Below are 23,585 nucleotides of genomic sequence, written 5' to 3' on the forward strand. Positions count from 1 at the left end.
CGTCCTCCCCGAACGTGGGAGTCGGCTGAACGTCGGCTGGACGCGCTCACCGGGTGACGCGACGGACCTTCTCCTGCTGCTTGCGCAGCTTGCGGATGGTCCAGCTCATCTGGATCATCCGCACGGAGCCGACGAGCGCCATGACCAGCGCGCCCGCGATCGCGGCGAGCAGCATGGCGACGCCGAGGGGCAGATCGAACTCGGCGCCGAAGTACTGGAAGCGGGCGGTGACGTTGTTCTGGATCACGAAGATCAGCAGCAGGACGAGGACCACCGCGCCGAGGATCAGGCCGATCCACATGCCGGCGGTCTTGCCGCCGCCGGAGGTGTCGACCGGCTCCTCGACGACGGGCTCCGGCGCGTCCGGTCGCGGCGCGGCGCGGCGGCCGGTGGGGGAGGAGGTCGGGGCGACCGCCGACGGCGGAGCGGCGGGGGCCTCGGTCGCGTTCGTCGGGGCGCCGGCGGTCTGCGGGACGTCCGACGGCGCAGTCTCCGCGGCGGGGCGCGGCGGCTCGGGGGCGCGGCGGACGGGCTGGTCGGGGTTCTCGGGTCCGATGCTCATGAACGCTCCTCGGGGTCGACGACTGGGCTCACTCTAGCGATCCGGCGACCTCGTCCGGGGCCCTCCCGCCCGCGAGTCGCCGCAGGTCCTCGCCGTCGACGATGCGGTAGGCGTAGCCCTGCTCGGCGAGGAAGCGCTGACGGTTCGCCGCGAAGTCCTGGTCCTGGGTGTCTCGCAGCACGACCGTGTAGAAGTGCGCGGAGCGCCCGTCGGCCTTGGGCCGCAGCAGCCGCCCGAGCCGCTGCGCCTCCTCCTGCCGGGAGCCGAAGGCGCCGGAGACCTGGATCGCGACCGAGGCCTCCGGGAGGTCGATCGAGAAGTTCGCGACCTTCGAGACCACGAGGCGGCTGATCTCCCCGGCGCGGAAGGCGTCGAACAGCTCCTGGCGACGGCGCACCGGGGTCTGCCCGGTGATGAGGTCGGCGCCGAGCCGCTCGGCGATCTCCTCGAGCTGGTCGAGGTACTGGCCGATCACGAGCAGCGGCTCCTCCGGGTGGCGGGCGACGAGCTGCTCGACGACGTCGATCTTCGCCGGATGCGCGGCGCCGAGCCGGGGGCGGTCCTCGGCCTCGGCCATGGCGTAGGCCATGCGGTCCCCGGCGGGCATGCTCACCCGCACCTCGGTGCACTCCGCCGGGGCGATGTACCCCTGCGACTCGATGTCCTTCCAGGGGGCGTCGTAGCGCTTGGGGCCGATGAGCGAGAAGACCTCGCCCTCGCGGCCGTCCTCGCGCACCAGGGTCGCGGTCAGGCCCAGCCGCCGCCGCGCCTGCAGGTCCGCGGTCATGCGGAACACGGGGGCGGGCAGCAGGTGCACCTCGTCGTAGACGATCAGGCCCCAGTCGCGGGCGCTCATCAGCTCGAGATGGGGGTGGATCCCCTTCCGCTTCGTGGTGAGCACCTGGTAGGTCGCGATGGTGATCGGGCGGACCTCCTTGCTCGATCCGGAGTACTCGCCGATCTCCTCGTCGGTGAGGGAGGTGCGGCGCAGCAGCTCGTCGCGCCACTGCCGCGCGGAGACGGTGCTGGTGACGAGGATCAGCGTGGTGCGCTGCATCGCGGCCATCGCCCCGGCGCCGACGAGGGTCTTGCCCGCGCCGCAGGGGAGGACCACGACGCCGGAGCCGCCGTGCCGGAAGCCCTCGACCGCCTCCTGCTGGTAGGGGCGCAGCTGCCAGCCGTCCTCCGCGAGCGCGATCGGATGGGCCTCGCCGTCGACGTATCCGGCGAGGTCCTCGGCGGGCCAGCCCAGCTTCAGCAGCGCCTGCTTCAGCGCGCCGCGCTGGGAGGGATGGACGGCGACGGTGTCCTCGTCGAGGCGCGCTCCGAGCATGCCCTGCACCCGCCGGGCCCGCAGCACCTCCTCGAGGACGGGACGGTCGGTGGTGCGCAGCACGAGCCCGTGCCGGGGATCGGCCTCGAGGTGGAGCCGGCCGTAGCGATCCATGGTGTCGGCCACGTCGAGCAGCAGCGCGTGCGGGACGGCATAGCGGGAGTGGTCCACGAGGGCGGCGACGACGGTCTCCGCGTCGTAGCCGGCGGCGCGCGCGTTCCACAGGCCCAGGTCCGTGATCCGGTAGGTGTGGACGTGCTCGGGCGCCCGCTCGAGCTCCGCGAAGGCGGCGATCGCGAGCCGGGCCGCACGGGCTCCGGGATGGTCGACCTCGAGCAGGAGGGACTTGTCGCTCTGGACGATGAGGGGGCCGTCGGTCATCCCCTCAGGCTACGCCGGGACCGGGGCGCGACGGCCGCCCGAGTCTGCTCAGGCCCGCTCAGGCCCGCTCAGGCCCGCGCGGGATCCGGCAGCTCGCGGCCGTTCAGCCGCTCGAAGAGGGCCAGGTCGAAGAGCATGAGGAAGGGGGCGAGCGCGATCAGCGCGGGGAGGACGAAGGCCGCGACCGTGGCGATCAGCGAGATCACGAGCACGGCGACGATGGTGGTGGCGAGGTTCGCGCGGGCCAGGGCCACGGACTGCTTCACCGCCTCGACGGGGCCCGCGCCGCGCGCGGCCGCCGGGACCGCGTAGATCAGCACGACCGAGGCGATCAGCCCCGGGACGTAGAGGAGGAAGATCCCGACCGTCGTGATCACGGCCACCAGCAGCACGGTCAGCATGATCCGCACCGGACCCGCGAAGACCTGGCCGATGCGGGGCCGGCCGCCCTCCCGGATCACCTCGGCCGCGTGCGCCGATCCCGACTGCCACAGCAGGGACACCGGCAATAGCAGGAGCAGCACGCCGTAGAACGCGGCCATCCCGAGCATCATGTCGAGCAGCTCCGGCTCGGCCTCGGCGTAGGGGAGACGGCTGAATATCACGGCGAACATCGCGACGGTGGCCACGACGCACACCCCCAGGATCAGCACGAGGTACACCACGCCCGGCACGAGATAGGCGACGACGTTGCGCTGCAGGCCGCGCAGGGCGAAGGTCAGTGCCGCGCCGAGATCGGCGCCGAGATCGGTGCCGGGGGCGGGCGTGCGGACCGGGCCCCCCGGCGCGGGCTCCCGGGCGGGGGCCGATCCCGGCGCGGGACCGGAAGCGGGATGGTTCGTCGAGGACGTCGGCGGGTACGTCATGGGTCGGCTCCTCAGAGGGGGAGGCGGAAGCTCGCAGAGAGCTGGTGGGCGGACGGGGGCCGAATCACCCCGCCCCCGGCACGACCGTACCGTGGCGCCGGCCGTCCGAGCACCGCGATCCGGAGCCGGGAGAGCGATGTCCCGGGGCGCGGACGCGGCAAGCCCTGGCACGCTCGGACGCCGTCGGCGCGGACTCCCTAGAATGGTCGCGATCGATCGGGCCCGCGATGCCCGCCGGCCTGTCCGGCGCCGCGGATCCGCTCGGCGCGACAGTCACCTGATCTGAGGAGATCCCATGGCAAGCTTTGCTCCCTCCCCCGCGAACGTCGCCGACATCGGCGTCACCGGAATGGCGGTGATGGGCTCGAACCTCGCCCGCAACTTCGCCCGTAACGGCTTCAAGGTCGCGATCCACAACCGCTCCGTCGGCAAGACCGAGAAGGTCATCGCCGATCACGGCACCGACGGCGAGTTCTACCCGTCGGAGTCGATGGCGGAGTTCGTGGCTTCGCTGCAGAAGCCGCGCGTCGCGATCATCATGGTGAAGGCGGGCAAGCCCACCGACGCCGTCATCGACGAGCTCGCCTCCCTCATGGAGGAGGGCGACATCATCGTGGACGCCGGCAACGCGCTCTTCACCGACACGATCCGCCGTGAGGCCGCGCTGCGCGAGAAGGGCCTGCACTTCGTGGGCTCGGGCGTCTCCGGCGGCGAGGAGGGCGCCCTCAACGGCCCCTCGATCATGCCCGGTGGCACGAAGGAGTCCTACGACCGCCTCGGCCCGATGTTCGAGAAGATCTCGGCGCACGTCGACGGCGTGCCCTGCTGCACCCATGTCGGCGCCGACGGTGCCGGTCACTTCGTGAAGATGGTCCACAACGGCATCGAGTACGCCGACATGCAGGTCATCTCCGAGGCCTACGACCTCATGTCCAAGGCACTCGGCATGGGCGCCCCCCAGATCGGCGACGTCTTCGCCGAGTGGAACAAGGGCGACCTGGAGTCCTTCCTCATCGAGATCACCGCCGAGGTGCTCCACCACACCGACGCCACCTCCGGCAAGCCCTTCGTGGACGTCATCCTCGACCGCGCGGCCCAGAAGGGCACCGGCGCGTGGACCGTGCAGACCGCCCTGGACCTCGGCGTCCCGGTCACCGGCATCGCCGAGGCGACCTTCGCCCGCTCCGTCTCCGGCTCCGTGCCGCAGCGCGAGGCGGCCCGTGCGGTGCTGCCCGCGGAGACCCAGTCCCTCGAGATCGCCGATCACGCCCAGTTCATCGACGACCTGCAGAAGGCGCTCTACGCTGCGAAGCTGGTCTCCTACTCGCAGGGCTTCGACGAGATCGCCGCCGGCGCGAAGGAGAACGGCTGGGAGATCGACCTCGGCGCCATGGCCCGCATCTGGCGCGGCGGCTGCATCATCCGCGCCCGCTTCCTCAACCGCATCACCGAGGCCTACGAGCGCAACGCCCAGCTGCCCCTGCTGCTGGCCGACGAGTACTTCACCGCCGAGATCGCCAAGTGCATCCCGGCCTGGCGCCGCGTGGTGGCCTTCGCCGCCGCTTCCGGCTACCCGGTCCCGGTGTTCGCCTCGACCCTGTCCTACTACGACGCGGTCCGCTCCGAGCGCCTCCCCGCCGCCCTGGTCCAGGCTCAGCGCGACTTCTTCGGCGCGCACACCTACCAGCGCGTCGACACCGAGGGCACCTTCCACGTGGAGTGGTCCGAGGACCGCCGCGAGAGCAAGCAGGACTGATCGACGTACTGCGAGGAACGAGCGGTAGGAGATCAGTCGATCTGATGCAGGACTGATCGACGTACTGCGAGGAACGAGCGGTAGGAGATCAGTCGATCTGATGCAGGACTGATCGACGTACTGCGAGGAACGAGCGGTAGGAGATCAGTCGATCTGATGCAGGACTGATCGCCTGATCACTCCGGGGCCCCGCCCCGCTGCACGAGAAGAGCCCGGACGGAACGGTCCGGGCTCTTCGTCATTCCTGGGCGCCGCGGGCGGCGCGAGGATCGGTCGGGATCAGTAGGTCTCGATGGTCGCGACCATGCTGCCCATGGCCACGAAGTAGATGATGATGGCAGCGATGTTGATGACCAGGAAGATGCCGTAGGCGATCCAGCCCCACTTGTAGTACTTGTTGGCAGTCTCCAGGTCGGTGTCGGCCTTGGTCAGGCCGAGGATCGCGAGGATCAGGGTGACGATGTTGCCCAGGCAGAGGACGCTCACGACGAGCTGGACGATCCACTTGGTCTTGGAGACGGAGGCTCCGGTCTGCGGGGTGGTCATGGGGGGATCCCTTCGGGTCGCGCGGCGCGGCCGCGATCATTCGGTGCGAGCGTCATCCGGGAACGGGCCCCGTCGACGTCGGGCACAGCATAACCATGGGAACACCCTGGAAGGACATGGGGAGGACTCCCCATGCCGCGGCGCGATGCCGCTGTCGCGCCCGCCGTTCTCCGCCCGCTCGCGTCCCGTCCCGGAGCTACCCGAGGGTCACCCGGTGGACCAGGACCGTGAACTCCTCGGGGCTGCCCGGGACCCGGGCGCGCAGCCTCCCGCCCTCGAGGGAGAGCGGCAGCGCCTGACGCACCGCGACCCCGCCGCGGCCGTCGACGATGCCGAGCGCGAGCTCCTGCCCCTGGGCGATCGCCTCGAGCAGGCGGTCGGTCACGCTGAGGTCCCGCTGCCCCTCCTCGGCGGCGCGGATCCTCGCGACGGCCTCCGCGGGCGGCAGACGCAGCTCGGGCCCGTCGACGGTGACGAGGTCCGCCGCGGGGGCGGGGGCGTGGAGCTCATGGGGCAGCTCGGCCGCCGCGGGACGGCCGTCGGCCCCCACCGCCTGGGGCGACAGCCCGGCGCGGCGGGCGATCTGCAGGGCGAAACCGGGATCCGAGAGCGTCGTGGCGACGGTCGGGGCGAGCCGGTGCAGGTCCAGCGGCTTCGCCTCGGGGGCGACCTGCAACAGGTCCAGCACCTCCGCCTCGGCCGTGAGCACGGTCGTGGCGCGGGCGATCCGCACCCGGCCGTGGCGGCGCTGCTCGTCCTGCAGCAGGTACTCGAGGGCCTGGGGGAGAGGGGTGCGGGAGGCGCGGTCGAGCAGCTCGAGGAGGGCCAGCGGATCCCGGCCGGAGCCGAGGGCGCGGCGCACGGACTCCGCGGTGAAGCGCAGGGTGAGCGCCCCGCCGCGGGAGACGACCTCGGTCCAGTCCAGCAGGGGCAGCAGCGTCTCGGCGGGACGACCGGGGATGACGGCCGTGAGGTCGGCGCCGAGCAGAACCTCCTCGACGGGCGGGGGAGCGGCCTCGCGGAGGGCGGTGGCGAGGCGCTCGTCGGCCGTGGTGACCGGTTCGTCCAGCGCCCGCACCAGCTCCTGGCCGAGCAGGGTGAGGCAGCCCCCGTCGAGCAGACCGAGCGCCCGGCCCTCGACGCGCAGCGCCTCGACCTCCTCGGCGAGGACGTCGGCCGGGACGAGGGGGAAGGCCCAGGCCAGCGAGCGCTGCAGCGACTCCGGGGAGGCGTCGAGGGCGGGGCAGGTCTCGAGCGCCCGCAGCAGTGAGGCGCGGCGGCTGCGCACCCCGTCGCGGCGGGTGAGGTCCGAGAGCAGGGCCCGGCCCGTCCCCGAGGAGTCCGGGGTGCCGACCACGGCGGCCAGATGATGCCCGCGCGCCCAGGCGAGGGCGAGCTCGGCCCAGCGCTGCTCGGGGGCGAGCGAGCGATGGGAGTCCCAGTCGCGCGTGGGGTGCCACTCCTGGCCGTCATGGCCGATGAGACCGTCCTGCCAGGCGGTCTGCAGCACGGTCGCGCAGTCCAGGAGCGGGGCGTCGGCCCGGTCGGCGAGCCGGCGCAGGTCGCGCTGCGGGATGCCGCCGCGGCGCAGCACCCCGGGCGGGTCGTCGTCCCAGTCCCGCACGGTGCCGAGGATCCGCAGCGCCTCGAAGGCGCGCTCGACGGCCTGCGCGGCCCGGCTCCCGGGGATCCGCTCGGTGATCTCGGGTCCCTCGGGCTGCGGCCGACGGGCCACGAAGCTCCGGCGCACGCGACCCCCGCGCAGTGCGAGGTGCACGGTGCGGGGGATGCGCAGCGCACCGTCGGCGTCGGCCGCGACGATCCCCGCCTGCTGCAGCTCCTCGGCGAGCCGGCCGGTGCCCTGGACCTCGGCGGGGCCCCAGGCGAGGGTCTCGAGGACCTCGCCGAGGCGCTCCCGCGCCGCGTCCACCCGATGCCGGGCGAGGACGGGTGCGGGATCGTCCTCGTGGGCGGGGGCGAGGCCGGCGGGGGTGCGCAGTCCCTCGCGCAGGGGCCGGACCAGGCGCAGCTCGTCCTCGCCCCACACCAGGGCGAGGGTCTCGAGGCGCTCGAGGGCGGTGGTGATCTCGGCGGGCTCGGCGGAGACCGCGGCGGCGAGCTCGGCCGGGGAGGCGCCGTCGGGGAGGACCGCGAGGGCCTCGACGAGGTGCAGCTCGGGCAGGGTCAGGGACTCGAGCGCACGGCGGGCGGAGGTCGCACCGGCCGCGCGGGCGGCGAGGGGGCCGATGCCGTTCGGGAGCGGGGCGGCGAGATCCGGTCGGGCGAGGAGGAGGGCCTCCAGGCGGTCGTCGCCGAAGAGTCGCAGGGAGTCCGCGAGGGACCGGATCACAGCGGTCATGATGCATTCCAGCATATTCAGCTTAGGCTTGGCCCGCCGCGCTCCCGCCCGGGCGGCGGCGCCCCCATAGCCCAATCGGCAGAGGCGGCCGCCTTAAAAGCGGCGCAGTGCGGGTTCGAGTCCCGCTGGGGGCACGGGCGCCCCGGACCGCGTCGCCTGCCACAATGGGGGCCATGACCTCCTCCGCCGTCGACCACGAGCTGCTCGCCGAGCGCCTGGACGCCGTGCTCGCCCGGGTCGATGCGGCCGCCGCGCGCGCCGGCCGGGATCCGTCGGCGATCACGCTGCTGCTCGCCACCAAGACCCGCACGCCCGCCGAGGTCGCCGCCGCCGTGGACCTGGTCCGCGCGCGGGGCCGACGGCTCGCGGTGGGGGAGAACCGCGCCCAGGAGATCGCCAAGCACGAGGATCCGCTGCTCGCGGGCAACGGCGTCCCTCGGCATTTCATCGGGCGCCTGCAGACGAACAAGGCCCGCGACGTGATCGCCTTCGCCGAGCTCGTGCACAGCGTGGACCGCGACGACATCGCCGACGCCCTAGAACGTCGCGCGGAGCTCGCGGAGCTGCGCCGTGACGTGCTGGTGCAGGTGAACACCTCGGGGGAGGAGTCCAAAGGCGGCTACGCCCCGGACCTCGAGGCCCTCTCCGCGATCGTCGAGCGGTTGCGCGGGAGCGAGCATCTGCGCCCCGTCGGGCTGATGACCATCGGCGCGAACACGAGCGAGGAGGCGACGGTGCGGGCCTCGCTGCGCGGCCTGCGGGAGCTGCGTGACCGGCTCCGCGAGCGGCTCGGCGCCACGGAGCTGGTCGAGCTGTCCATGGGGATGAGCGGCGACCTCGAGATCGCCGTCGAGGAGGGCGCGACGATCGTCCGTGTCGGCTCGGCGATCTTCGGCGCCCGCGCCTGACCTGCGCCTGACCCGCGAGCCCGCGCCTGGCCCGGGCTCACTCCGGGCCGACGAGCCCCTGCGGCACCCCGTAGGCGTGCTCGAGCACCTCGCAGGCCGCGCCCACCGCGATCAGGTCCGCGCCGCGCGTGGACAGCAGCACCTCGACATGGATCCACGGCTCCGCGAGCAGACCTGCCGAGAGGTCGCGGCGGATCGCCTCCATGGTGACGGCGTGGTGCTCGTGAACGGTGCGGCCGCCGAGGATCACCCGGTCCACGTCCACGAGGCGCACCAGGTCGAGCGCCACCGAGGCGAGCACGTCGGCGGCTGCCGCCGCATCGCCGGCGTCGAGCGCCGCGCGGTGCTCGGCCTGCGCACAGCCGCGGCGCCCGCAGGAGCAGGGCGCGCCGCCGATCCGCACCACGGTGTGGCCGATCTCCCCGGCCTGGGAGTGCGCGCCGTGGATGATCCGGCCGTTCAGGCACAGGGCCGCCCCGAGGCCGTCCTCGACCAGCAGCAACGCGGTGTCGCGCAGCAGATGCGGCTGGGTCCAGGTCTCGCCGACGAGGGCCGCGCGCGAGTCGTGGTCCAGCAGCACCGGGAGCTCCAGCTCCGCGGCGAGCAGCCGGCGCAGCGGCGCCCCGCGCCAGGGGTCCGGGTCGGCGGTGCCGCGGTACACGCCCTCGCCGCGGTCGACGGGGCCGGGCATACCGACGCCGACGCCGAGCAGCTCGCCGTCGCCGATGTCCATGAGCTCGCGGGCCATCGTCGCGAGGGTCGCGACGAGGTCGGGGATCGGCTGCAGGTGCCCGATCTCCAGCGCGAGCCGCCCCAGGATCTCGCCCGTGAGGTCGACGACCACGCCGTGCAGGCGGGTGCGGGTGAGGTGCAGGCCGATCGCGCGGCGCGAGGACGGCTCGATCCGGTACAGCGTCGTGGGCTTGCCGGGGCCGGCGGTGATCGTGCCCGCCTCCGCCATCAGCCCGCGGCCGATGAGACGGGCGAGGATCTTCGAGATGGCCTGCGGCGTGACCCGCAGCGCCGCGGCGAGATCGGCCCGGGAGACCGGATCGCCCCGTCGGGCGACGGCGAGGACGGCGGCGTCATGCGCGCCGGCCACGCGGTCGAGCGGGCTGGACGGTCTCACCGGCTCATCCTTGCACGGACCCCCGCGCGCACCGCGCACGATCGCGCACCCGTCGGGCCCGCCGACGTGATCCGGGCCCGGACCGCGCCCGACCCCCCTTGACGTAACGCAACAGCGTTGGCTTACTGGGTGTCAGAGGCGAAGGAGCCCGTCCGCACCGTCCGCTCCCGACGACCGAGGTCTCCCCATGAACACCCTCGACAGCACCCGTCCCCTCCCCGATGCCGCCGGCCCCTCCCCAGCCGACGGCGCCCGCCCCGCACCGATCGCTCCGGCCCGCCGCCGCCTGGCACTCCTCGCCCTGGCCCTCGGCGGCTTCGGCATCGGCGCCTCCGAGTTCGTCTCCATGGGCCTCCTGCCCGACATCGCCGGCACGCTGCTGGGCGAGCAGATGGTCGCCGACCGCGAGGGCGGCATCGCCACCGCCGGCCATGCGATCACCGCGTACGCCCTCGGCGTCGTCGTCGGCGCCCCGGTGCTCGCCCTACTCTCGGTGCGCTGGTCCCGCACCACGATGATCGTGGCCCTCGCGGCCGCGCTCGCCGTCGGCACCGCCCTCTCCGGCCTCATGCCCACCTTCGAGCTGACCGTCGCCGCGCGCTTCCTCGCCGGCGTCCCGCACGGCGCCTACTTCGGCGTCGCCTCCCTGCTCGCCGCCTCCCTCATGGGCCCCGGCAACCAGGGCAAGGGCATCGCCCTCGCGCTCTCCGGACTGACCGTCGCGAACCTGGCCGGGGTCCCCCTGCTCACCGCGCTCGGCCAGGTCGCCGGCTGGCGGGCCGTCTACCTCGTGATCACGGTGATCTTCGTGGTCACCATCGCGGCGCTGCTGCTGACCGTGCCCCGTCAGGCCGCTCCGAAGGGCCGGCGCATGATCGACGAGCTCGCCGCACTGCGCCGGCTGCAGCTGTGGATCGTCATGGGCATCGCCGCGATCGGCTTCGCGGGAGCCTTCGCGGTCTTCAGCTACATCGCCGACATCACCACCCATGTCACCGGCGCCCCGGCCTCCGCGGTCCCGTGGGTGCTCGTCGCCGCCGGCCTCGGAATGACCCTCGGCAACCTCGCCGGCGGTGCCCTCACCGACCGCTCGCTGACCGGCACCCTGCTCGGGGCCTTCCCCGTCTACATCGCCTCGCTGGTGCTCTTCCTGCTGGTCTCCGAGGTGTCGCTGGTCGCGATGAGCCTCGCCTTCTTCCTCGTGAACGCGACCAACTCGATGCTCGGCCCGGCCATGCAGACCTGGCTGATCCGCATCGCGCACCGCTCCGAGGTGCTCGGTGCCTCGCTCAACCACGCCGCCTTCAACGTCGCCAACGCCATCGGCGCCGCCCTCGGAGGGGCGGTCATCGCCGCGGGCCTCGGCTACCGCGCGCCGATGGTGGTCTCGATCGTGCTCGCCGTCGTCGGCTTCGCGATGGTCGGCGCGACCCTGCTCGCCCTGCGGGTGCGGGCCCGTCGCACCCGCGCGCTGCTCGCGGCGAACCCGCCCGCGACCACCGGCTCGATCCCCGTGGTCACCGCGGGGGTCTGAGCCCGCGGGCGCCGCGCCCCCGGGCGTGTCACACGCGGTCATCGGCCTCCTCGCGGCACGACCTCCCCGCGTACGGTGGGGTCACGCCGCGCCCCGTCCCGAGGAGACCCCCGTGCACATCCAGACCCTCGCCGTCCAGCATCTCCACGCCCAGGACCTCGGCGCCGTGGTGCCGCCCGTGCACCTGGCCTCCACCTACGCCCTCGACCCCGCGACGGAGGACGGCCCCTACGCCTACCAGCGCGGTGCGAACCCCACTCGCGGGCAGCTCGAGTCGCTGCTCGCCGCGCTCGACGGCGCCCGGCACGGCTTCGCCTTCGCGACCGGCATGGCCGCGACCGCCGCGGCGCTGTCCACCCTCGGTGTCGGCGACGAGATCATCCTCCCCACGAGCGTCTACGGCGGCACCTACCGCTTCGTCGAGGAGGTGCTGCCCGCCCGCGGGATCACCTCCCGCTACGTCGCGGACCTCAACCAGCTGACCGCCGAGGACCTCACCCCCGCGACCCGTGCGCTCTTCATCGAGACCCCCTCCAACCCGACGCTGCGGATCACCGACCTGCGCCGCCTCGTCGACCTCGCCCACGCCCACGGCGCCCTCGTGATCGTCGACAACACCTTCATGACCCCGGTGCTGCAGCGTCCGCTCGAGCTCGGCGTCGACGTCGTGGTCCAGTCCGCCACCAAGTACCTCGGCGGCCACTCCGACCTCCTCGCGGGCACGATCACCACCAACGACGACGCCCTCGCGACCGCCTACGCCCACGCGCAGAAGGCGCAGGGCGGGGTGCTCTCCCCGAGCGAGTCCTTCCGCCTGATCCAGTCGATCAAGACCCTCCCGCTGCGTCTCGAGCGGCAGCAGGAGACGACCGCCGCGATCGTCGCCCACCTGCGCGGCCGCGAGGAGATCGCCGTGGTCCACCACCCCGGTTCCCACAGCGCCGAGGAGGCCGCGATCCACGCCTCGCAGGCCACGGGCACCGGCGCCGTGCTCTCCTTCGAGCTCGCCGAGGGTCTCGACCGGGTGCGCTTCCTCCAGGCGCTGCGGATCCCCGCCTACGCGGTGAGCCTCGGCGGGGTCGAGTCGCTGATCTGCCGCCCGGCGACCATGACCCACGAGGCGATGACCCCCGCGGCGCGCGCGGCGGCGGGGATCGGTGACGAGCTGCTGCGGCTCTCCGTCGGCATCGAGCACGCCGACGACCTCCTCGCCGATCTCGACCAGGCTCTGTCCGCTGCAGGCTGAGCGCGCACCCAGCGCGATCCCGGGAACGGTCGATACCATGTGGGGGTCGGCGCGCCGCGGGACCTCTCCCGGACCCGCCCCGAGGTCAGGACCTCGGACACGGCGCCCGCCATCCGCTTACTCGTGAGGAGCCCCATGGCACGCCACAACATCGTGTTCGGCCGCGACCAGGCCGTGCAGCAGGGCGCGCACACCGCCCCGTCCTTCGGTCGGTCCGCGTCGTCCGGCCCCGCGCCCGGGACCCAGTGGTCCACCGGATTCGACCAGGCGGGAGCCGCCGCGGGCACTGCCGCCGGCTACGCCCAGGGCGGTGACCAGCTGGAGTCGATGTACGCCCGTCCCGCCGCGACCGGTCACGACACCGGCCGCATGACCATGCGGGACGCGCTCAACGCGATCACCGCGACCCTCGGCACGATCGTGGTCATCGGCTTCGCCGTGGCCGTCGCGCCGTACGTGCTCGGCGCCGTCGCCGGCGAGGACGGCCTCATGATCGGCCTCGCCCTGACCGGGGTCGCGGCCATCGTCGGCCTCATCGGCGGGCTCATCCTCGCGCTGGTCAACTCCTTCAAGAAGACCCCGTCGCCGATCCTGGTGCTCGCCTACGCGGCCTTCGAGGGCCTCGCGCTCGGCGGCATCAGCGGCAGCCTCGAGCAGGTCTACCCGGGCATCGCCATGCAGGCCGTCGTCGGCACCCTGGTCGTCGCGGGCGTCGTGCTCGTCGCCTTCCGCCTCGGCGTGCTCCGCACCACCCCGCGCCTGACCAAGATCTTCGGCATCGCGATGATCGCCTACATGGGCCTCCTGCTGGTGAACCTGGTCCTCTCGCTGATCACGGGGGCGGGCTTCCTCACCGGGGCCCTCGGCCTGCTGATCGGCGGCATCGCCGTGGTCATGGCCTCCTACTCGCTGGTCATGGACTTCGAGGACGTGCAGCGGGCCGAGAGCGCGGGTGCCCCCCGCGTGTACGCGTGGCGCTGCGCCTTCGGCCTCGCCGTGACCATGGTGTGGCTGTACATCGAGGTGCTGCGGATCCTCGCGATCCTGCGCGGCAACGACTGATCGCCCTCGCCTAGTCTGAGACGGCGGGTCCCCGGTTCCGGGGGCCCGCCGTCGCCCGTTCGGAGGTGAGTCCGTGGAGGCCTTCTGGCAGTGGTTCCCGGAGCACGGGGTCGTCGTCGCGACCTATCTCGCGCTGGGGCTCGACGTGGCGCTGCGCATCGCCGGGCTCGTCCTCGTGCCGCGCAACCGCCGGCCCGGATCGGCGCTCGCCTGGCTGCTCGCGATCATGGTGCTGCCGATCGTCGGCTTCCCGCTCTACCTGCTGCTGGGCAAGGCGCAGCTGCCCCGCAAGCGCCGCGTGAAGCAGGAGCACATCAACGCCCTGATGCACGAGCGGGCGGAGCGGATCCCCGACAGCGAGCTCGACCCCGACGTGCCCAGCTGGCTGCAGGGGGCGGTGCGGCTGAACCGCGCGCTCGGCGCCTTCCCGCTGACAGGGAACAACTCCGCGGACCTCGAGATCGACTACGATTCGTCCCTCGCCGGCATGGCCGCGGACATCCGCGCGGCGCGCGAGCAGGTCCACGTGCTCTTCTACACCGCGGGGCTCGACGAGGTCACCGCCGATCTCTTCGCGGCGCTCGGCGAGGCGGCCGACCGGGGGGTGCGGGTGCGCGTGCTGTATGACCACTGGGGCTCCGCCTCCCACAGGGCGGTCTACCGGGCCATGCGCGAGCACCTGGACGCGCACGGCATCGAGCACTATCCGATGATGCCCTTCAAGCCCTTCCGCGACGGGGCGTTCCAGCGGCCCGATCTGCGCAACCACCGCAAGCTTGTGATCGTCGACGGGCAGGTGGGCTGGATGGGGAGCCAGAACCTCATCGCCGCCCACTACGACAAGCCCGCGAACATCCGCCGCGGTCTGCACTGGCAGGAGACCATGGTGCGCCTGCGCGGCCCGATCGTGGCCGAGATGAACCTGCTGTTCGCGACCGACTGGTACTACGAGTCCGACGAGCAGATCTCCGAGGGCGAGCTGGTCAGCGCCCCGGAGGACACCTCCGGCAGCTACGAGTGCCAGCTCGTGCCGAGCGGCCCCGGCTTCGTGTTCGAGAACAACCTGCTGCTGTTCAACCAGCTGTTCTACTCGGCGGAGCGGCGGATCAGCGCGGTCAGCCCGTACTTCGTGCCCGACGAGTCGATGCTCGCGGCGATGATCACCGCGGCCCGGCGCGGGGTCGAGGTGGAGCTGTTCGTCTCGGAGATCGGGGACCAGTTCCTGGTCTTCCACGCCCAGCGCTCCTACTACACGGCGCTGCTCGAGGCCGGGGTGCGGATCTGGCTCTACCGGGCGCCGACGATCCTGCACGCCAAGCACGTCACGATCGACGAGTCGGTGACGGTGATCGGCTCCTCCAACATGGACATCCGCTCGTTCCTGCTGGACATGGAGTCCTCGCTGATGGTGGGCGGCACGGACTTCATGGAGAAGATGCACGAGGTCGAGGACGTCTACCGCTCCCGCAGCCGGGAGCTGACCCTCGAGGAGTGGCAGCGCCGACCGCGCCTCATGCAGCTGCTCGACGACCTGTGCCGCCTCGCCTCCGCCGTGGTCTGAACAGCCGGTGTCCGCCTGCGGGCCCTCAGCCGGAGAGGCCGGTGAGGGAGCCGATGGCCTCGTCGACGGCCTCCTCGTGCTCGGTCACGCCGACCGCCCAGTCGGTGAGGAAGAAGCTCGGTCCCTGCGGGGTGGTGACCACGATGACGGTGACCCCGGTGGCGTCGGTGAGCTCGAGCGGGTCGTCGGTGAAGTTGACGACGCCGTCGGCGCGATAGCCGGGCATCCCGGCGATGGTCACGGCCTGGGTGAACTCGTCGTCGAGGGTGCGGCCGGTGGCGTCGCCCCAGTTCGACCCCCGGAAGAAGCAGTCCAGGATCGTCTCGGCGGCCACCTTGTCCCCGGGGTACTCGATGCCCGGCTGCCACTCCACGGCGCCGACCGCGATGGTCGAGTACCAGGTGCCCTCCACATGGGCCGCGGCGACCTGCATGTCCTGCGCGTAGGCGGGGAAGCCCCACTCCCACCGCTCGCTGAAGACGGCGGGCGGGATGACCTCGAGGCCCCCGCCGCGCAGGCGGCCCGAGGGGTTCGTGGAGGTCCGCTCGCGATCCTCCGGCGCCCAGCAGCGCTCCGCGGTGACCGTCTCCGGGGCGGCGGAGGTGGTGGTCTCCGTGGCGGTGGTCTCGGCCGCGGTGGTCGTCCCGGTGGCGACCTCACGGCCCCCGCCGCCGCCCCCGCGGAGTACCAGATAGCCCACGGTGCCCGCCACGATCAGCAGGAAGACCAGGGCGAAGGCGATGCCGCCGATCAGCAGCGCCCCGCTGATCCCCCTGGACGGGGCCTGGGGCTGCGTGTGGGGTGACTGCGGTCCGGTGTGCACGGCTGCTCCTTGGGCGGTGGGCTCAGTCGACGACGACGAGGCTGGCGATGATGTCCTCGAGGTTCTGGACGTGCTCGGGCTGGTCGGCGGCGACGTCGGAGACCAGGGCGCTCGGCCCGGAGGGGGTCTCGACGACGATCGACGTGACGATCGAGGCACTCGAGGTCTCGAGGATCTCCGGATCCTCGAAGTGGTAGGTGGCCTGCACGATCCAGGCGGCGCTGCCGTCGACGGTGGTCGCCTCGGAGCGGTAGTCGGTGACCACCGGATGCTCGCCGAAGTGGCTCATCACCCCGGCGGTGGTGGCGTAGCACTGGAAGAGCGCGACGGCGCTGGTCTCGAGGCCGGGATAGCCGCCCTCGTCCTCGGGCCAGACGACCCGGCCGAGGTTCACGACGCTGTACCAGCTGCCCTCGACGTTGCGCCCCTCGGCGCCCACCTGGTCGAGGTACGGGATCGACCCGGCGCCCCAGCCCACCCCCCAGCCGTCGGGGATCGTGTACTCGAGGTTCCCGCCGCGGATCGCGTCGCCGCCGGAGGGCGACGCCGCGGACTCGGGCGAGTCGGGGATCGTGCAGTCGGTGGTGGGGGCCTGGGTGAAGATCGGCGGCGGGGGAGCGAGTTCGGGATCGTCGGGATCGGGCACGTACTCGCTCTGCCCCTCCGCAGTGCGGTCGCCCGTGGGATGCGCGGAGGGATCCGGGTCGGCGAGCACCGAGCGGAAGACGGTCTGGGAGAGCACGAGGGCGATCACGGCCAGGAGCACGACGCCTGCGCCGACCACCGTGAGGGTCACGGCGAGAGTCCGCCGCTGGGCGCCTTCGCTCGGCGGTCCCAGGGTGGCCGGTCCGGTCGCGTGGTCATACGCGGGCAGGCCGCCCTCGCCGTCGGGGGAGGAGTGCGCGGCGAAGTCGGGCAGCGACCCGCTCTCCGGCCGGTCGCCGTGCTGATCGTGCTGCGACATCGTCACCTCCCCGGCGCGGGCCCTGTGCCCTGCCTGCCCCTCGGAGCCCCTCGCCCCGGACGATTCTCGCACGAGCCCCCTCCCCAGGGTGCGAGCGGCTCGCCTTGGTACGCTCCCCGGGACCGGTCGCCGGTGCCGCCGCCGCGACCTACCCGCCGCCGAGCAGACGGAGTCCGCATGCGCCCGCCCCTGGTCCTGACCATCTCCGCCTCCGACTCCGACGGTGCCTCGGGCATCCAGGCGGATCTCAAGACCCTCACGGCGCTGGGCTCCTACGGCGCGAGCGCCGTGACCCTCGTGCAGGCGGTGAACCCGCAGGGCTCGCGCGCCGTCCACTACCTCCCCGCGGATCTGGTCCGGGCGCAGATCGACGCGGTCGCCGAGGATCTCCTGCTCGACGTCACCAAGATCGGGGTGCTCGGCAGCGCGGCCGTGGTCGGCACCGTCGCCGAGGCGATCCGCGCCCACGGGACGCGGCTGGGGCGGCTGCTGCTGGATCCGGTGATGACCTCGAGTGACGGCACCGCCCTGATCTCCGCCCAGGGCGCCGCGGCGATGCGCGAGCAGCTGCTGCCGCTGGTGCACGTGCTCACCCCGAACATCGCGGAGGCGGCGCAGCTGCTGGGCCGCGCCCGAGCCACCTCGATCGACGAGATGCGCGAGCAGGCCCTGGCCCTGCGCGCCCTGGGACCGTCGACGGTGCTGATCACCGGCGGCGGCCTCGACGGGGAGGACGCCGTGGACGTCCTGGTCCACGACGGTGGCACCGACCTGCTCCGGGCGCGTCGCCGGGCGGACCGCTCGGTGCGCGGCGCGGGGGCGACCCTCTCCGCCGCGATCGCCGCGCAGCTCGCCCGCATCGCCGAGTTCGAGCGTGCCGGGGAGCTCACGGAGATCGGCGCCCCCGGGCGCGACGACGACATGGTCACCATCGTCGCCTCCGCGAAGGAGTTCCTCGCGAGCGCCCTCGAGAACGCGGAGGGCTGGCGCCTGACCCGCGGGGGCGGGGCCCAGGTCGTCAACCAGCTGATCACGCTCGACAAGGACTGAGCCGGTCCACGTCCCGTCGGAGCCCCGACGGACTCCTGACTGCGCTTCGACGGTTCCCGTCCGCCCGGATCAGCCCTCCAGCAGCCCCTGGCGCTCCTTGAGGGCGAGCATCCGCCCGGCCGACTCCCGCACGCGGCGCGCCTCCTCCTCACCGCGCGCGGCCCACTCGAGGATCGCGTCGACCAGCTGGCCGGTGAGGGTCGGGTCGGCCGTGAGCACCACGTCGCCGCCCGCCTCGAGCAGCCGCGTGGCCCGCTCGGCGACGGGGACGTCGGCGACGGCCTTCGCGGCGCCGATGTCGTCGGTGACCACGAGGCCCGTGAAGCCGAGCTGATCGCGCAGCAGGCCCTGGACCGCGGCGCGGGAGAACATCGCCGGGACGTCGGGCTCGATCCGCGGGTAGACCGCGGAGGACATCATCACCAGCGGCGCGCCCGCGTCGATCCCGGCCGTGAAGGAGCCCAGGAACGGGTCCTCCGGGGACGTCTCCGCATCCTCGATGCCCTCGGCGGAAAAATCGGTGTTCTGCTCGACCCGGCCGAGGCCCGGGAAGTGCTTGAGGGTCGCGGCGACACCCTGCTCGTCGAGCGCCCGCACCGCGGCGGCCACGCACGCGCCGACCGCTTCCGGATCGGTGCCGAAGCCGCGATCGAGGGCCCCGACCGGTTCGTTCCCGTCTCCCAGGGCGGGATCGACGACGTCCGCGACGGGGGCGAGGGCGACCCCGATCCCGCGGGCGGCGAGATCCTCGCCGATGCTGGTGTACGCCTCGGTGACGGCCTCCGGCCCCTGCTCGCCGAGCTCCTCGGCCGACGGGGTCCTCCGGGCGGCGTCCCCGCGCAGCATGCGCACCTGCCCGCCCTCCTGGTCCACCGCGAGCAGCGGCGGCAGGTCGGGACGGGAGAGCTCCCGGGCACGGGCGACGGCGCGGTCGACCTGCTCGGCGCTCTCCCAGCGCTGCAGCAGGAAGACCCCGCCGGCGTGATGCTCCGTGAACACCTCCGCGGGCAGCTCGGTGCCGACGGCGTGGCCGACGAGCACCAGCTGTCCGGCGATCTCCCGATCGTCCAGCTCCTCGAGGAGGCGATCGGCGGCGCTGGGGGGCTCGGTCGTGGGGTCGGCCGTCGTGGGGGAGGCGTTCGGCTCCTGAGCCGGCCCGTCGGAGCCCCCGTCGGACGCGGAACCGCCCTCCGAGGCGGAGCCCTCGCCGTCGCCCGGATTCGGAGCGGCGGTGCAGGCCGTGAGCGCGGCGAAGGGTGCGAGGGCCAGGAGCTGTCGGCGGCGCATGCGGCCAGTCTTCCACGGCCCCGGGACGTGACCTGCCCCACCCGTCCACGCCGTAGGCTGGCCCGCATGACCTTCACGAACCCGCCCGCGGAGCATCCCCGTGCCGCGTCGATCGAGTCCGGGACCGGCACCGCTCTCGCGGTCTGGGCCGAGCGGCTCGACGACGCGGGCGCCCGGGATCTCGACCACACGGCGACCGCGCGGATGCTCGTCGAGCGCTGGGGCGTGGACGGTTGGTGGGCGCAGGGGGTCACCGTCGCCTACGAGCAGCTGATTGGCCGACGCGTGGAGGGACAGAGCTGCGAGGGCGACTTCTCCGCCTCCGCCTCCCGCACCGTCCCCGGGGATCCGGACGCCGTGCGCGACGCCTGGGACGCCTTCTGCACCGCCGAGCGCCGCGAGGAGCTCGGGCTCGCCGCGCCGACTCTCACAGACACCGCCTCCTGGCGCTACTGGCGCACCGCCGTCTCGGACGGCAGCCGCCTCTCCATCAACATCACCGCCAAGGACGGCGCGGGCGAGACCGCCCGCTCGACCCTCGGTATCGAGCACAAGGGTCTGGAATCGGCCGAGAGCCGCGAGGCCTGGAAATCCGTCTGGACGTCCGTGCTCACCGACTTCACCACCGCAATGAAGGAGAACCGATGACCGCTGAGCCGACGACCGGCCCCCAGCTCCCCGCCGCCGACGGCTCCGCGGACCCGCACCTCTGGCTCGAGGAGGTCACCGGGGAGGAGGCGCTCGCGGCGGTCCGCGCGCGCAACGCCGCGGCCGAGTCCGAGCTCGACGCCGTCCGCGACCCGCTCGACCCGGACGGCGCCCCGCTCGCCGCGACCCTGCAGCGCGAGATCCTCGAGATCCTCGATGCCACCGACCGCATCCCGGGCGTGGTCAAGCGCGGCGAGCACCTCTACAACGTGTGGACCGACGCGGAGCACGAGCGCGGCCTGTGGCGGCGCACCACCCTCGCCTCGTACCGCACCGAGGAGCCCGAGTGGGAGGTCCTGCTGGACGTCGACGCCCTCAACGAGGCCGAGGGCGAGGACTGGGTGTGGCACGGCGCGCGCCTGCTGCGTCCCGCGGGCGCCGCCGAGGGCGAGCCGTACCGTCGGGCGCTCGTGGACCTCTCCCACGGCGGCTCCGACGCCGACGTCACCCGCGAGTTCGACCTCGAGACGCTGTCCTTCGTGGACCCGGCCGACGGCGGGTTCCTGCGCCCCGCCGCGAAGGGCTCCGTGAGCTGGATCGACGAGGACACCGTGTGGGTCTCCACCGACTTCGGCGAGGGCACGCTGACCACCTCGGGCTATGCCCGACAGGCGCGGTTGTGGCGCCGCGGCACCCCGCTCGAGGAGGCCGAGCTGGTCCACGAGGCGGCCGAGGACGACATGGCCGTCTTCGTCGCCCACGACTCGACGCCGGGCTGGGAGCGGGACTGGGTGGTCCAGGCGCATGCGTTCTACGACCAGACGGTCCATCTCGCGGACCGCTCCGAGCAGCCGCCCGTGCTCACCGCCCTCGACGTCCCCCGCGACCTCGAGGCGAACGCGCACCGCGACCTGGGGATCTTCAGCCCGCGCAGCGACTGGCAGGTCGGCGAGGCGGTGTTCCCGGCCGGATCGCTCGTGGTCGGCGACTTCGACGCCTTCCTCGCGGGGGAGCCGTCGTTGCACGTCCTCTTCGAGCCGACGGAGAGCTCCTCCCTCGCGGACATGACCATCACGCGCAGCACCGTGGTGCTCGCGATCCTGGAGGACGTGGTCCACCGTCTCGAGGTCCACCACCGCGACGAGGACGGGCAGTGGATCCGTCAGGACCTCTACCCCGAGCTGCAGGGCTCCCTCTCGGTCTCCGCGGTCGACGCGGACGAGTCCGACGAGGTCTGGGTGACGGTCTCGGGCTTCCTGGAGCCGACGACCCTCCTGCTCGGCGATCTCGCCGAGATCCCCGCCGGCGGGCCCGCCGGGCCGCTCGAGACGATCAAGGCCACCCCCGCCCGCTTCGACGCCGAGGGGCTCGAGGTGGTCCAGCACTTCGCGACCAGCGACGACGGCACCCGCGTCCCGTACTTCGAGATCTCGCAGGCGGGAGAGCCGGCTGAGCAGTCGGCGCCCCGCCCCACCCTGCTGTACGGCTACGGCGGCTTCGAGATCTCGTTGACCCCGTCCTATCTCGGCGCGATCGGCAAGGCGTGGCTCGAGCGCGGCGGCACCTACGTGCTCGCCAACATCCGCGGCGGCGGCGAGTACGGTCCGCGCTGGCACCAGGCCGCCCTGCGGGAGAACCGCCACCGCGCCTACGAGGATTTCGCCTCGGTCGCCCGGGACCTCGTCGAGCGGGGCATCACCGACCGGGAGCACCTGGCCGTGCGCGGCGGATCGAACGGCGGTCTCCTCACCGGCAACATGCTCACGCAGTACCCCGAGCTGTTCGGCGCCGTGATCATCCAGGTGCCGCTGCTGGACATGAAGCGCTACAGCCACCTCCTCGCGGGGGCCTCCTGGATGGCGGAGTACGGGGACCCGGACACCGAGGACTGGGAGTTCGTGCGCAGCTTCAGCCCGTACCACCTGCTCGCCGAGGGCGTCGACTACCCGCCGACCTTCCTGCTCACCTCGACGCGCGACGACCGGGTGCATCCGGGGCACGCCCGCAAGTTCGCGGCCGCCCTCGAGTCCCTCGGGGCCGACGTGCGCTCGTGGGAGAACATCGAGGGCGGCCACGGCGGAGCGGCGACGAACGAGCAGGCCGCCCGTATGAACGCGCTCCTCTACACCTTCCTCTGGGACACCCTGGGGGCGGGCGGGAGCCGCGCTCGATGAGCCCGCGCTCCCACCGCGTCGACCTCCTCGAGCGGCCGACGCAGGATGACCTGCTGCAGGTCCGCAACGACCTCATGACGGTCTACCGCGAGATCCGCACCGGTCGGCCCGAGCTGTTCCCCCTGCGCTACGCCCGGGCAACCCCGCGCCCGCCGCATCGGCGCTGGCGGCGGTCCGCCGCGGAGGAGCCCGGCGGCGCCGAGGTGCCGGTGCTGATCCTGCCCGACGGGCCCGGCCGCGCCTCGGTGCTGCCCTATGACGTGCTCCGCCGCAGTCTCGCGGGTCGTGGGCTGGACGTGCTGATGATGGAGCATCGCGGGGTGGGCTTCTCCCGCCTCGACGCCCGCGGCGAGGACCTCCCGGCCGAGGCCGTCACCCTCGAGGAGGTGCTCGGGGACGTGCTCGCCGTGCTGGACCACGCGCGGGTCGAGCGGGTGGCCGTGCTCGGCACCGGCTACGGCGCCTACCTGGCGCAGATCCTCGCCGCCCGGCATCCGGACCGGGTGCACTCGCTCGTGCTCGACTCCCCGCTCACCTCCGCGGACGACGAGAGGATCGGGCAGCGGGCGCTGCGCGAGCACTACTGGACCGGGGCCGTCCCCGCGACCTCCTCGATCGCCGCGGCCCTCCGCCGGCTCGCCGACGAGGACATCGTCGACGCGCAGCGCGCGGGCCCGGTGCTGCTCGCCGTCCACGAGCACGGCGGCACCGCCGCGGTGCGCGATCTGGTCGATCTCCTCGCCCTCGGGCGGGGGAGCCTCACCTGGTCCAGCGTGCGCCAGGTCCTCAACCAGGGGTGGCTGCAGTCCACCCCCTTCGTGATGGAGCACGACCTGATCGCGCGGCTCGCCCACACCGAGCTCGGACAGGGGTCCGGCGCCGACGGCGGGCCGATGGACCCGCTGCTGCTCGCGGCCGACGAGGCGCGAGCGGTGCCCCCGTTCGCATGGGAGGCGCTCGACGTGCACGCGCTGTCCCGCACGATCACCGCGCCGACCCTCGTGCTCGTCGGCTCCGAGGACCTCATCACCCCGCCCTGCATCTCGCGGGCGCTCGCCGAGCGGATCGACGGCGCCGTACTGCTGGAGATCCCGCGGGCGCGGCACTCGCTGCTCGACACCCGCAGCCAGGTCGCCCAGATCGCGCTGCGGTGGAGCGCCGCCGGGGCCGCCTCACTGCTGCCGCAGCACGCGGCGGCCCTCGCGACCCTGCCCGCCGCCCCGGTCGACCTCGCGCTGTCCAAAGGGCTCCAGCTGGCCCTCGCCGCGGAGCGGCTGTCGCCATGGCGGCTGCGCCGGGAGAGCGCCCGGGCGCTGCGGGAGGATCCGCGCACCGTGACTCCCGACGCGAATCGTTCCGTTCCGCGGCCCGCGGATCTACCCTGACCCAGAGGGAG

General features: G+C 73.2%; 19 protein-coding genes and 1 tRNA gene. 11 read left to right on the forward strand and 9 right to left on the reverse strand.

All coding sequences use genetic code 11. From position 1 onward, the window contains the following. Positions 1 to 46: 46 nt before the first annotated feature. The 3 genes from V1258_RS13700 to V1258_RS13710 form a co-directional block, all read right to left on the reverse strand. Positions 47 to 562, reverse strand: a complete 516-nt coding sequence (locus tag V1258_RS13700; RefSeq protein ID WP_329750210.1) for a LapA family protein — start codon at positions 560 to 562, stop codon at positions 47 to 49. Between the two features lie 28 nt (positions 563 to 590). Continuing rightward, the gene (locus tag V1258_RS13705) at positions 591 to 2,276 is read right to left on the reverse strand and encodes a DNA repair helicase XPB (RefSeq protein ID WP_329750211.1); all 1,686 of its coding nucleotides are present in this window, start codon (positions 2,274 to 2,276) and stop codon (positions 591 to 593) included. 68 nt (positions 2,277 to 2,344) lie between these two features. Then, positions 2,345 to 3,142 carry a hypothetical protein gene (locus V1258_RS13710; protein ID WP_329750212.1) on the reverse strand — a complete coding sequence of 266 codons (798 nt, stop codon included), beginning with the start codon at positions 3,140 to 3,142 and terminating at the stop codon, positions 2,345 to 2,347. Between the two features lie 295 nt (positions 3,143 to 3,437). Between V1258_RS13710 and gndA the strand changes: the two genes are divergently transcribed. Further along, positions 3,438 to 4,898, forward strand: coding sequence for an NADP-dependent phosphogluconate dehydrogenase (gene gndA, locus V1258_RS13715; RefSeq protein ID WP_329750213.1), 1,461 nt, complete (start codon positions 3,438 to 3,440; stop codon positions 4,896 to 4,898). 279 nt (positions 4,899 to 5,177) lie between these two features. Here gndA and V1258_RS13720 read toward each other — a convergent pair whose 3' ends face one another. After that, positions 5,178 to 5,444, reverse strand: a complete 267-nt coding sequence (locus V1258_RS13720; protein ID WP_329750214.1) for a hypothetical protein — start codon at positions 5,442 to 5,444, stop codon at positions 5,178 to 5,180. A gap of 196 nt (positions 5,445 to 5,640) precedes the next feature. Then, on the reverse strand, positions 5,641 to 7,803 hold the full coding sequence (locus tag V1258_RS13725) for a helicase-associated domain-containing protein (protein ID WP_329750215.1): 2,163 nt from the start codon (positions 7,801 to 7,803) through the stop codon (positions 5,641 to 5,643). 60 nt (positions 7,804 to 7,863) lie between these two features. On the opposite strand from V1258_RS13725, the gene V1258_RS13730 reads away from it, so the two are divergent. Together V1258_RS13730 and V1258_RS13735 are read left to right on the forward strand one after the other, a co-directional pair. Continuing rightward, positions 7,864 to 7,937 (forward strand) — tRNA-Leu (locus V1258_RS13730). Between the two features lie 39 nt (positions 7,938 to 7,976). Beyond that, complete coding sequence (locus tag V1258_RS13735; RefSeq protein ID WP_329750216.1) at positions 7,977 to 8,711, forward strand: YggS family pyridoxal phosphate-dependent enzyme; 735 nt, start codon at positions 7,977 to 7,979, stop codon at positions 8,709 to 8,711. 37 nt (positions 8,712 to 8,748) lie between these two features. Here the strand turns inward: V1258_RS13735 and V1258_RS13740 are convergent, their stop codons facing one another. Next, the gene (locus V1258_RS13740; RefSeq protein ID WP_329750217.1) at positions 8,749 to 9,840 is read right to left on the reverse strand and encodes an ROK family transcriptional regulator; all 1,092 of its coding nucleotides are present in this window, start codon (positions 9,838 to 9,840) and stop codon (positions 8,749 to 8,751) included. A gap of 187 nt (positions 9,841 to 10,027) precedes the next feature. Here V1258_RS13740 and V1258_RS13745 point away from each other — a divergent pair, with 187 nt between their 5' ends. The 4 genes from V1258_RS13745 to cls all read left to right on the forward strand — a co-directional run bounded on the left by V1258_RS13745 (position 10,028) and on the right by cls (position 15,243). Further along, the gene (locus V1258_RS13745; protein WP_329750218.1) at positions 10,028 to 11,374 is read left to right on the forward strand and encodes an MFS transporter; all 1,347 of its coding nucleotides are present in this window, start codon (positions 10,028 to 10,030) and stop codon (positions 11,372 to 11,374) included. A gap of 112 nt (positions 11,375 to 11,486) precedes the next feature. Beyond that, on the forward strand, positions 11,487 to 12,620 hold the full coding sequence (locus tag V1258_RS13750) for a trans-sulfuration enzyme family protein (protein ID WP_329750219.1): 1,134 nt from the start codon (positions 11,487 to 11,489) through the stop codon (positions 12,618 to 12,620). A 135-nt stretch (positions 12,621 to 12,755) separates the two neighbouring features. Beyond that, positions 12,756 to 13,682 (forward strand): Bax inhibitor-1/YccA family protein, encoded by a 927-nt coding sequence (locus tag V1258_RS13755; RefSeq protein ID WP_329750220.1) that lies wholly within the window; start codon positions 12,756 to 12,758, stop codon positions 13,680 to 13,682. 73 nt (positions 13,683 to 13,755) lie between these two features. Then, positions 13,756 to 15,243: a cardiolipin synthase gene (gene cls / locus V1258_RS13760; protein ID WP_329750221.1), complete on the forward strand. Its 1,488-nt coding sequence runs from the start codon at positions 13,756 to 13,758 to the stop codon at positions 15,241 to 15,243. A gap of 25 nt (positions 15,244 to 15,268) precedes the next feature. On the opposite strand, the gene V1258_RS13765 is transcribed toward cls, so the two are convergent. Together V1258_RS13765 and V1258_RS13770 are read right to left on the reverse strand one after the other, a co-directional pair. Then, positions 15,269 to 16,066, reverse strand: a complete 798-nt coding sequence (locus V1258_RS13765) for a hypothetical protein (RefSeq protein ID WP_329750222.1) — start codon at positions 16,064 to 16,066, stop codon at positions 15,269 to 15,271. Positions 16,067 to 16,088: 22 nt separating this feature from the next. Then, the gene (locus V1258_RS13770) at positions 16,089 to 17,030 is read right to left on the reverse strand and encodes a hypothetical protein (protein ID WP_329747155.1); all 942 of its coding nucleotides are present in this window, start codon (positions 17,028 to 17,030) and stop codon (positions 16,089 to 16,091) included. Positions 17,031 to 17,207: 177 nt separating this feature from the next. Between V1258_RS13770 and thiD the strand changes: the two genes are divergently transcribed. Further along, positions 17,208 to 18,080: a bifunctional hydroxymethylpyrimidine kinase/phosphomethylpyrimidine kinase gene (gene thiD / locus V1258_RS13775; protein WP_329750223.1), complete on the forward strand. Its 873-nt coding sequence runs from the start codon at positions 17,208 to 17,210 to the stop codon at positions 18,078 to 18,080. Between the two features lie 69 nt (positions 18,081 to 18,149). Here the strand turns inward: thiD and V1258_RS13780 are convergent, their stop codons facing one another. Then, positions 18,150 to 19,367 (reverse strand): glycoside hydrolase family 3 N-terminal domain-containing protein, encoded by a 1,218-nt coding sequence (locus tag V1258_RS13780; RefSeq protein WP_329750224.1) that lies wholly within the window; start codon positions 19,365 to 19,367, stop codon positions 18,150 to 18,152. A 66-nt stretch (positions 19,368 to 19,433) separates the two neighbouring features. Between V1258_RS13780 and V1258_RS13785 the strand changes: the two genes are divergently transcribed. Genes V1258_RS13785 through V1258_RS13795 form a run of 3 tightly spaced genes read left to right on the forward strand, consistent with a single transcriptional unit; the run spans position 19,434 to position 23,574 of the window. Continuing rightward, complete coding sequence (locus V1258_RS13785; RefSeq protein WP_329750225.1) at positions 19,434 to 20,015, forward strand: hypothetical protein; 582 nt, start codon at positions 19,434 to 19,436, stop codon at positions 20,013 to 20,015. Continuing rightward, a complete protein-coding gene (locus V1258_RS13790) occupies positions 20,012 to 22,189 on the forward strand; it encodes a prolyl oligopeptidase family serine peptidase (RefSeq protein ID WP_329750226.1) in 2,178 nt (725 codons plus the stop codon). Before V1258_RS13785 ends, V1258_RS13790 begins: the two co-directional genes overlap by 4 nt. Then, positions 22,186 to 23,574: an alpha/beta fold hydrolase gene (locus V1258_RS13795; RefSeq protein WP_329750227.1), complete on the forward strand. Its 1,389-nt coding sequence runs from the start codon at positions 22,186 to 22,188 to the stop codon at positions 23,572 to 23,574. The genes V1258_RS13790 and V1258_RS13795 overlap by 4 nt, the downstream gene beginning before the upstream one ends. Positions 23,575 to 23,585 lie beyond the last annotated feature (11 nt).

Source organism: Brachybacterium sp. J153 (assembly GCF_036311905.1).
Lineage (GTDB): Bacteria > Actinomycetota > Actinomycetes > Actinomycetales > Dermabacteraceae > Brachybacterium.

What these genes read in the sequence shown, in the direction of transcription:
- V1258_RS13785 (WP_329750225.1), top strand. Translation starts at nt 19,434, where the DNA reads ATGACCTTCACGAACCCGCCCGCGGAGCATCCCCGTGCCGCGTCGATC.
- V1258_RS13710 (WP_329750212.1), bottom strand. Translation starts at nt 3,142, where the DNA reads ATGACGTACCCGCCGACGTCCTCGACGAACCATCCCGCTTCCGGTCCC.
- V1258_RS13700 (WP_329750210.1), bottom strand. Translation starts at nt 562, where the DNA reads ATGAGCATCGGACCCGAGAACCCCGACCAGCCCGTCCGCCGCGCCCCC.
- V1258_RS13755 (WP_329750220.1), top strand. Translation starts at nt 12,756, where the DNA reads ATGGCACGCCACAACATCGTGTTCGGCCGCGACCAGGCCGTGCAGCAG.
- gndA (WP_329750213.1), top strand. Translation starts at nt 3,438, where the DNA reads ATGGCAAGCTTTGCTCCCTCCCCCGCGAACGTCGCCGACATCGGCGTC.
- V1258_RS13745 (WP_329750218.1), top strand. Translation starts at nt 10,028, where the DNA reads ATGAACACCCTCGACAGCACCCGTCCCCTCCCCGATGCCGCCGGCCCC.
- thiD (WP_329750223.1), top strand. Translation starts at nt 17,208, where the DNA reads ATGCGCCCGCCCCTGGTCCTGACCATCTCCGCCTCCGACTCCGACGGT.
- V1258_RS13780 (WP_329750224.1), bottom strand. Translation starts at nt 19,367, where the DNA reads ATGCGCCGCCGACAGCTCCTGGCCCTCGCACCCTTCGCCGCGCTCACG.
- V1258_RS13795 (WP_329750227.1), top strand. Translation starts at nt 22,186, where the DNA reads ATGAGCCCGCGCTCCCACCGCGTCGACCTCCTCGAGCGGCCGACGCAG.
- V1258_RS13790 (WP_329750226.1), top strand. Translation starts at nt 20,012, where the DNA reads ATGACCGCTGAGCCGACGACCGGCCCCCAGCTCCCCGCCGCCGACGGC.
- V1258_RS13705 (WP_329750211.1), bottom strand. Translation starts at nt 2,276, where the DNA reads ATGACCGACGGCCCCCTCATCGTCCAGAGCGACAAGTCCCTCCTGCTC.
- V1258_RS13770 (WP_329747155.1), bottom strand. Translation starts at nt 17,030, where the DNA reads ATGTCGCAGCACGATCAGCACGGCGACCGGCCGGAGAGCGGGTCGCTG.
- V1258_RS13735 (WP_329750216.1), top strand. Translation starts at nt 7,977, where the DNA reads ATGACCTCCTCCGCCGTCGACCACGAGCTGCTCGCCGAGCGCCTGGAC.
- V1258_RS13725 (WP_329750215.1), bottom strand. Translation starts at nt 7,803, where the DNA reads ATGACCGCTGTGATCCGGTCCCTCGCGGACTCCCTGCGACTCTTCGGC.
- V1258_RS13720 (WP_329750214.1), bottom strand. Translation starts at nt 5,444, where the DNA reads ATGACCACCCCGCAGACCGGAGCCTCCGTCTCCAAGACCAAGTGGATC.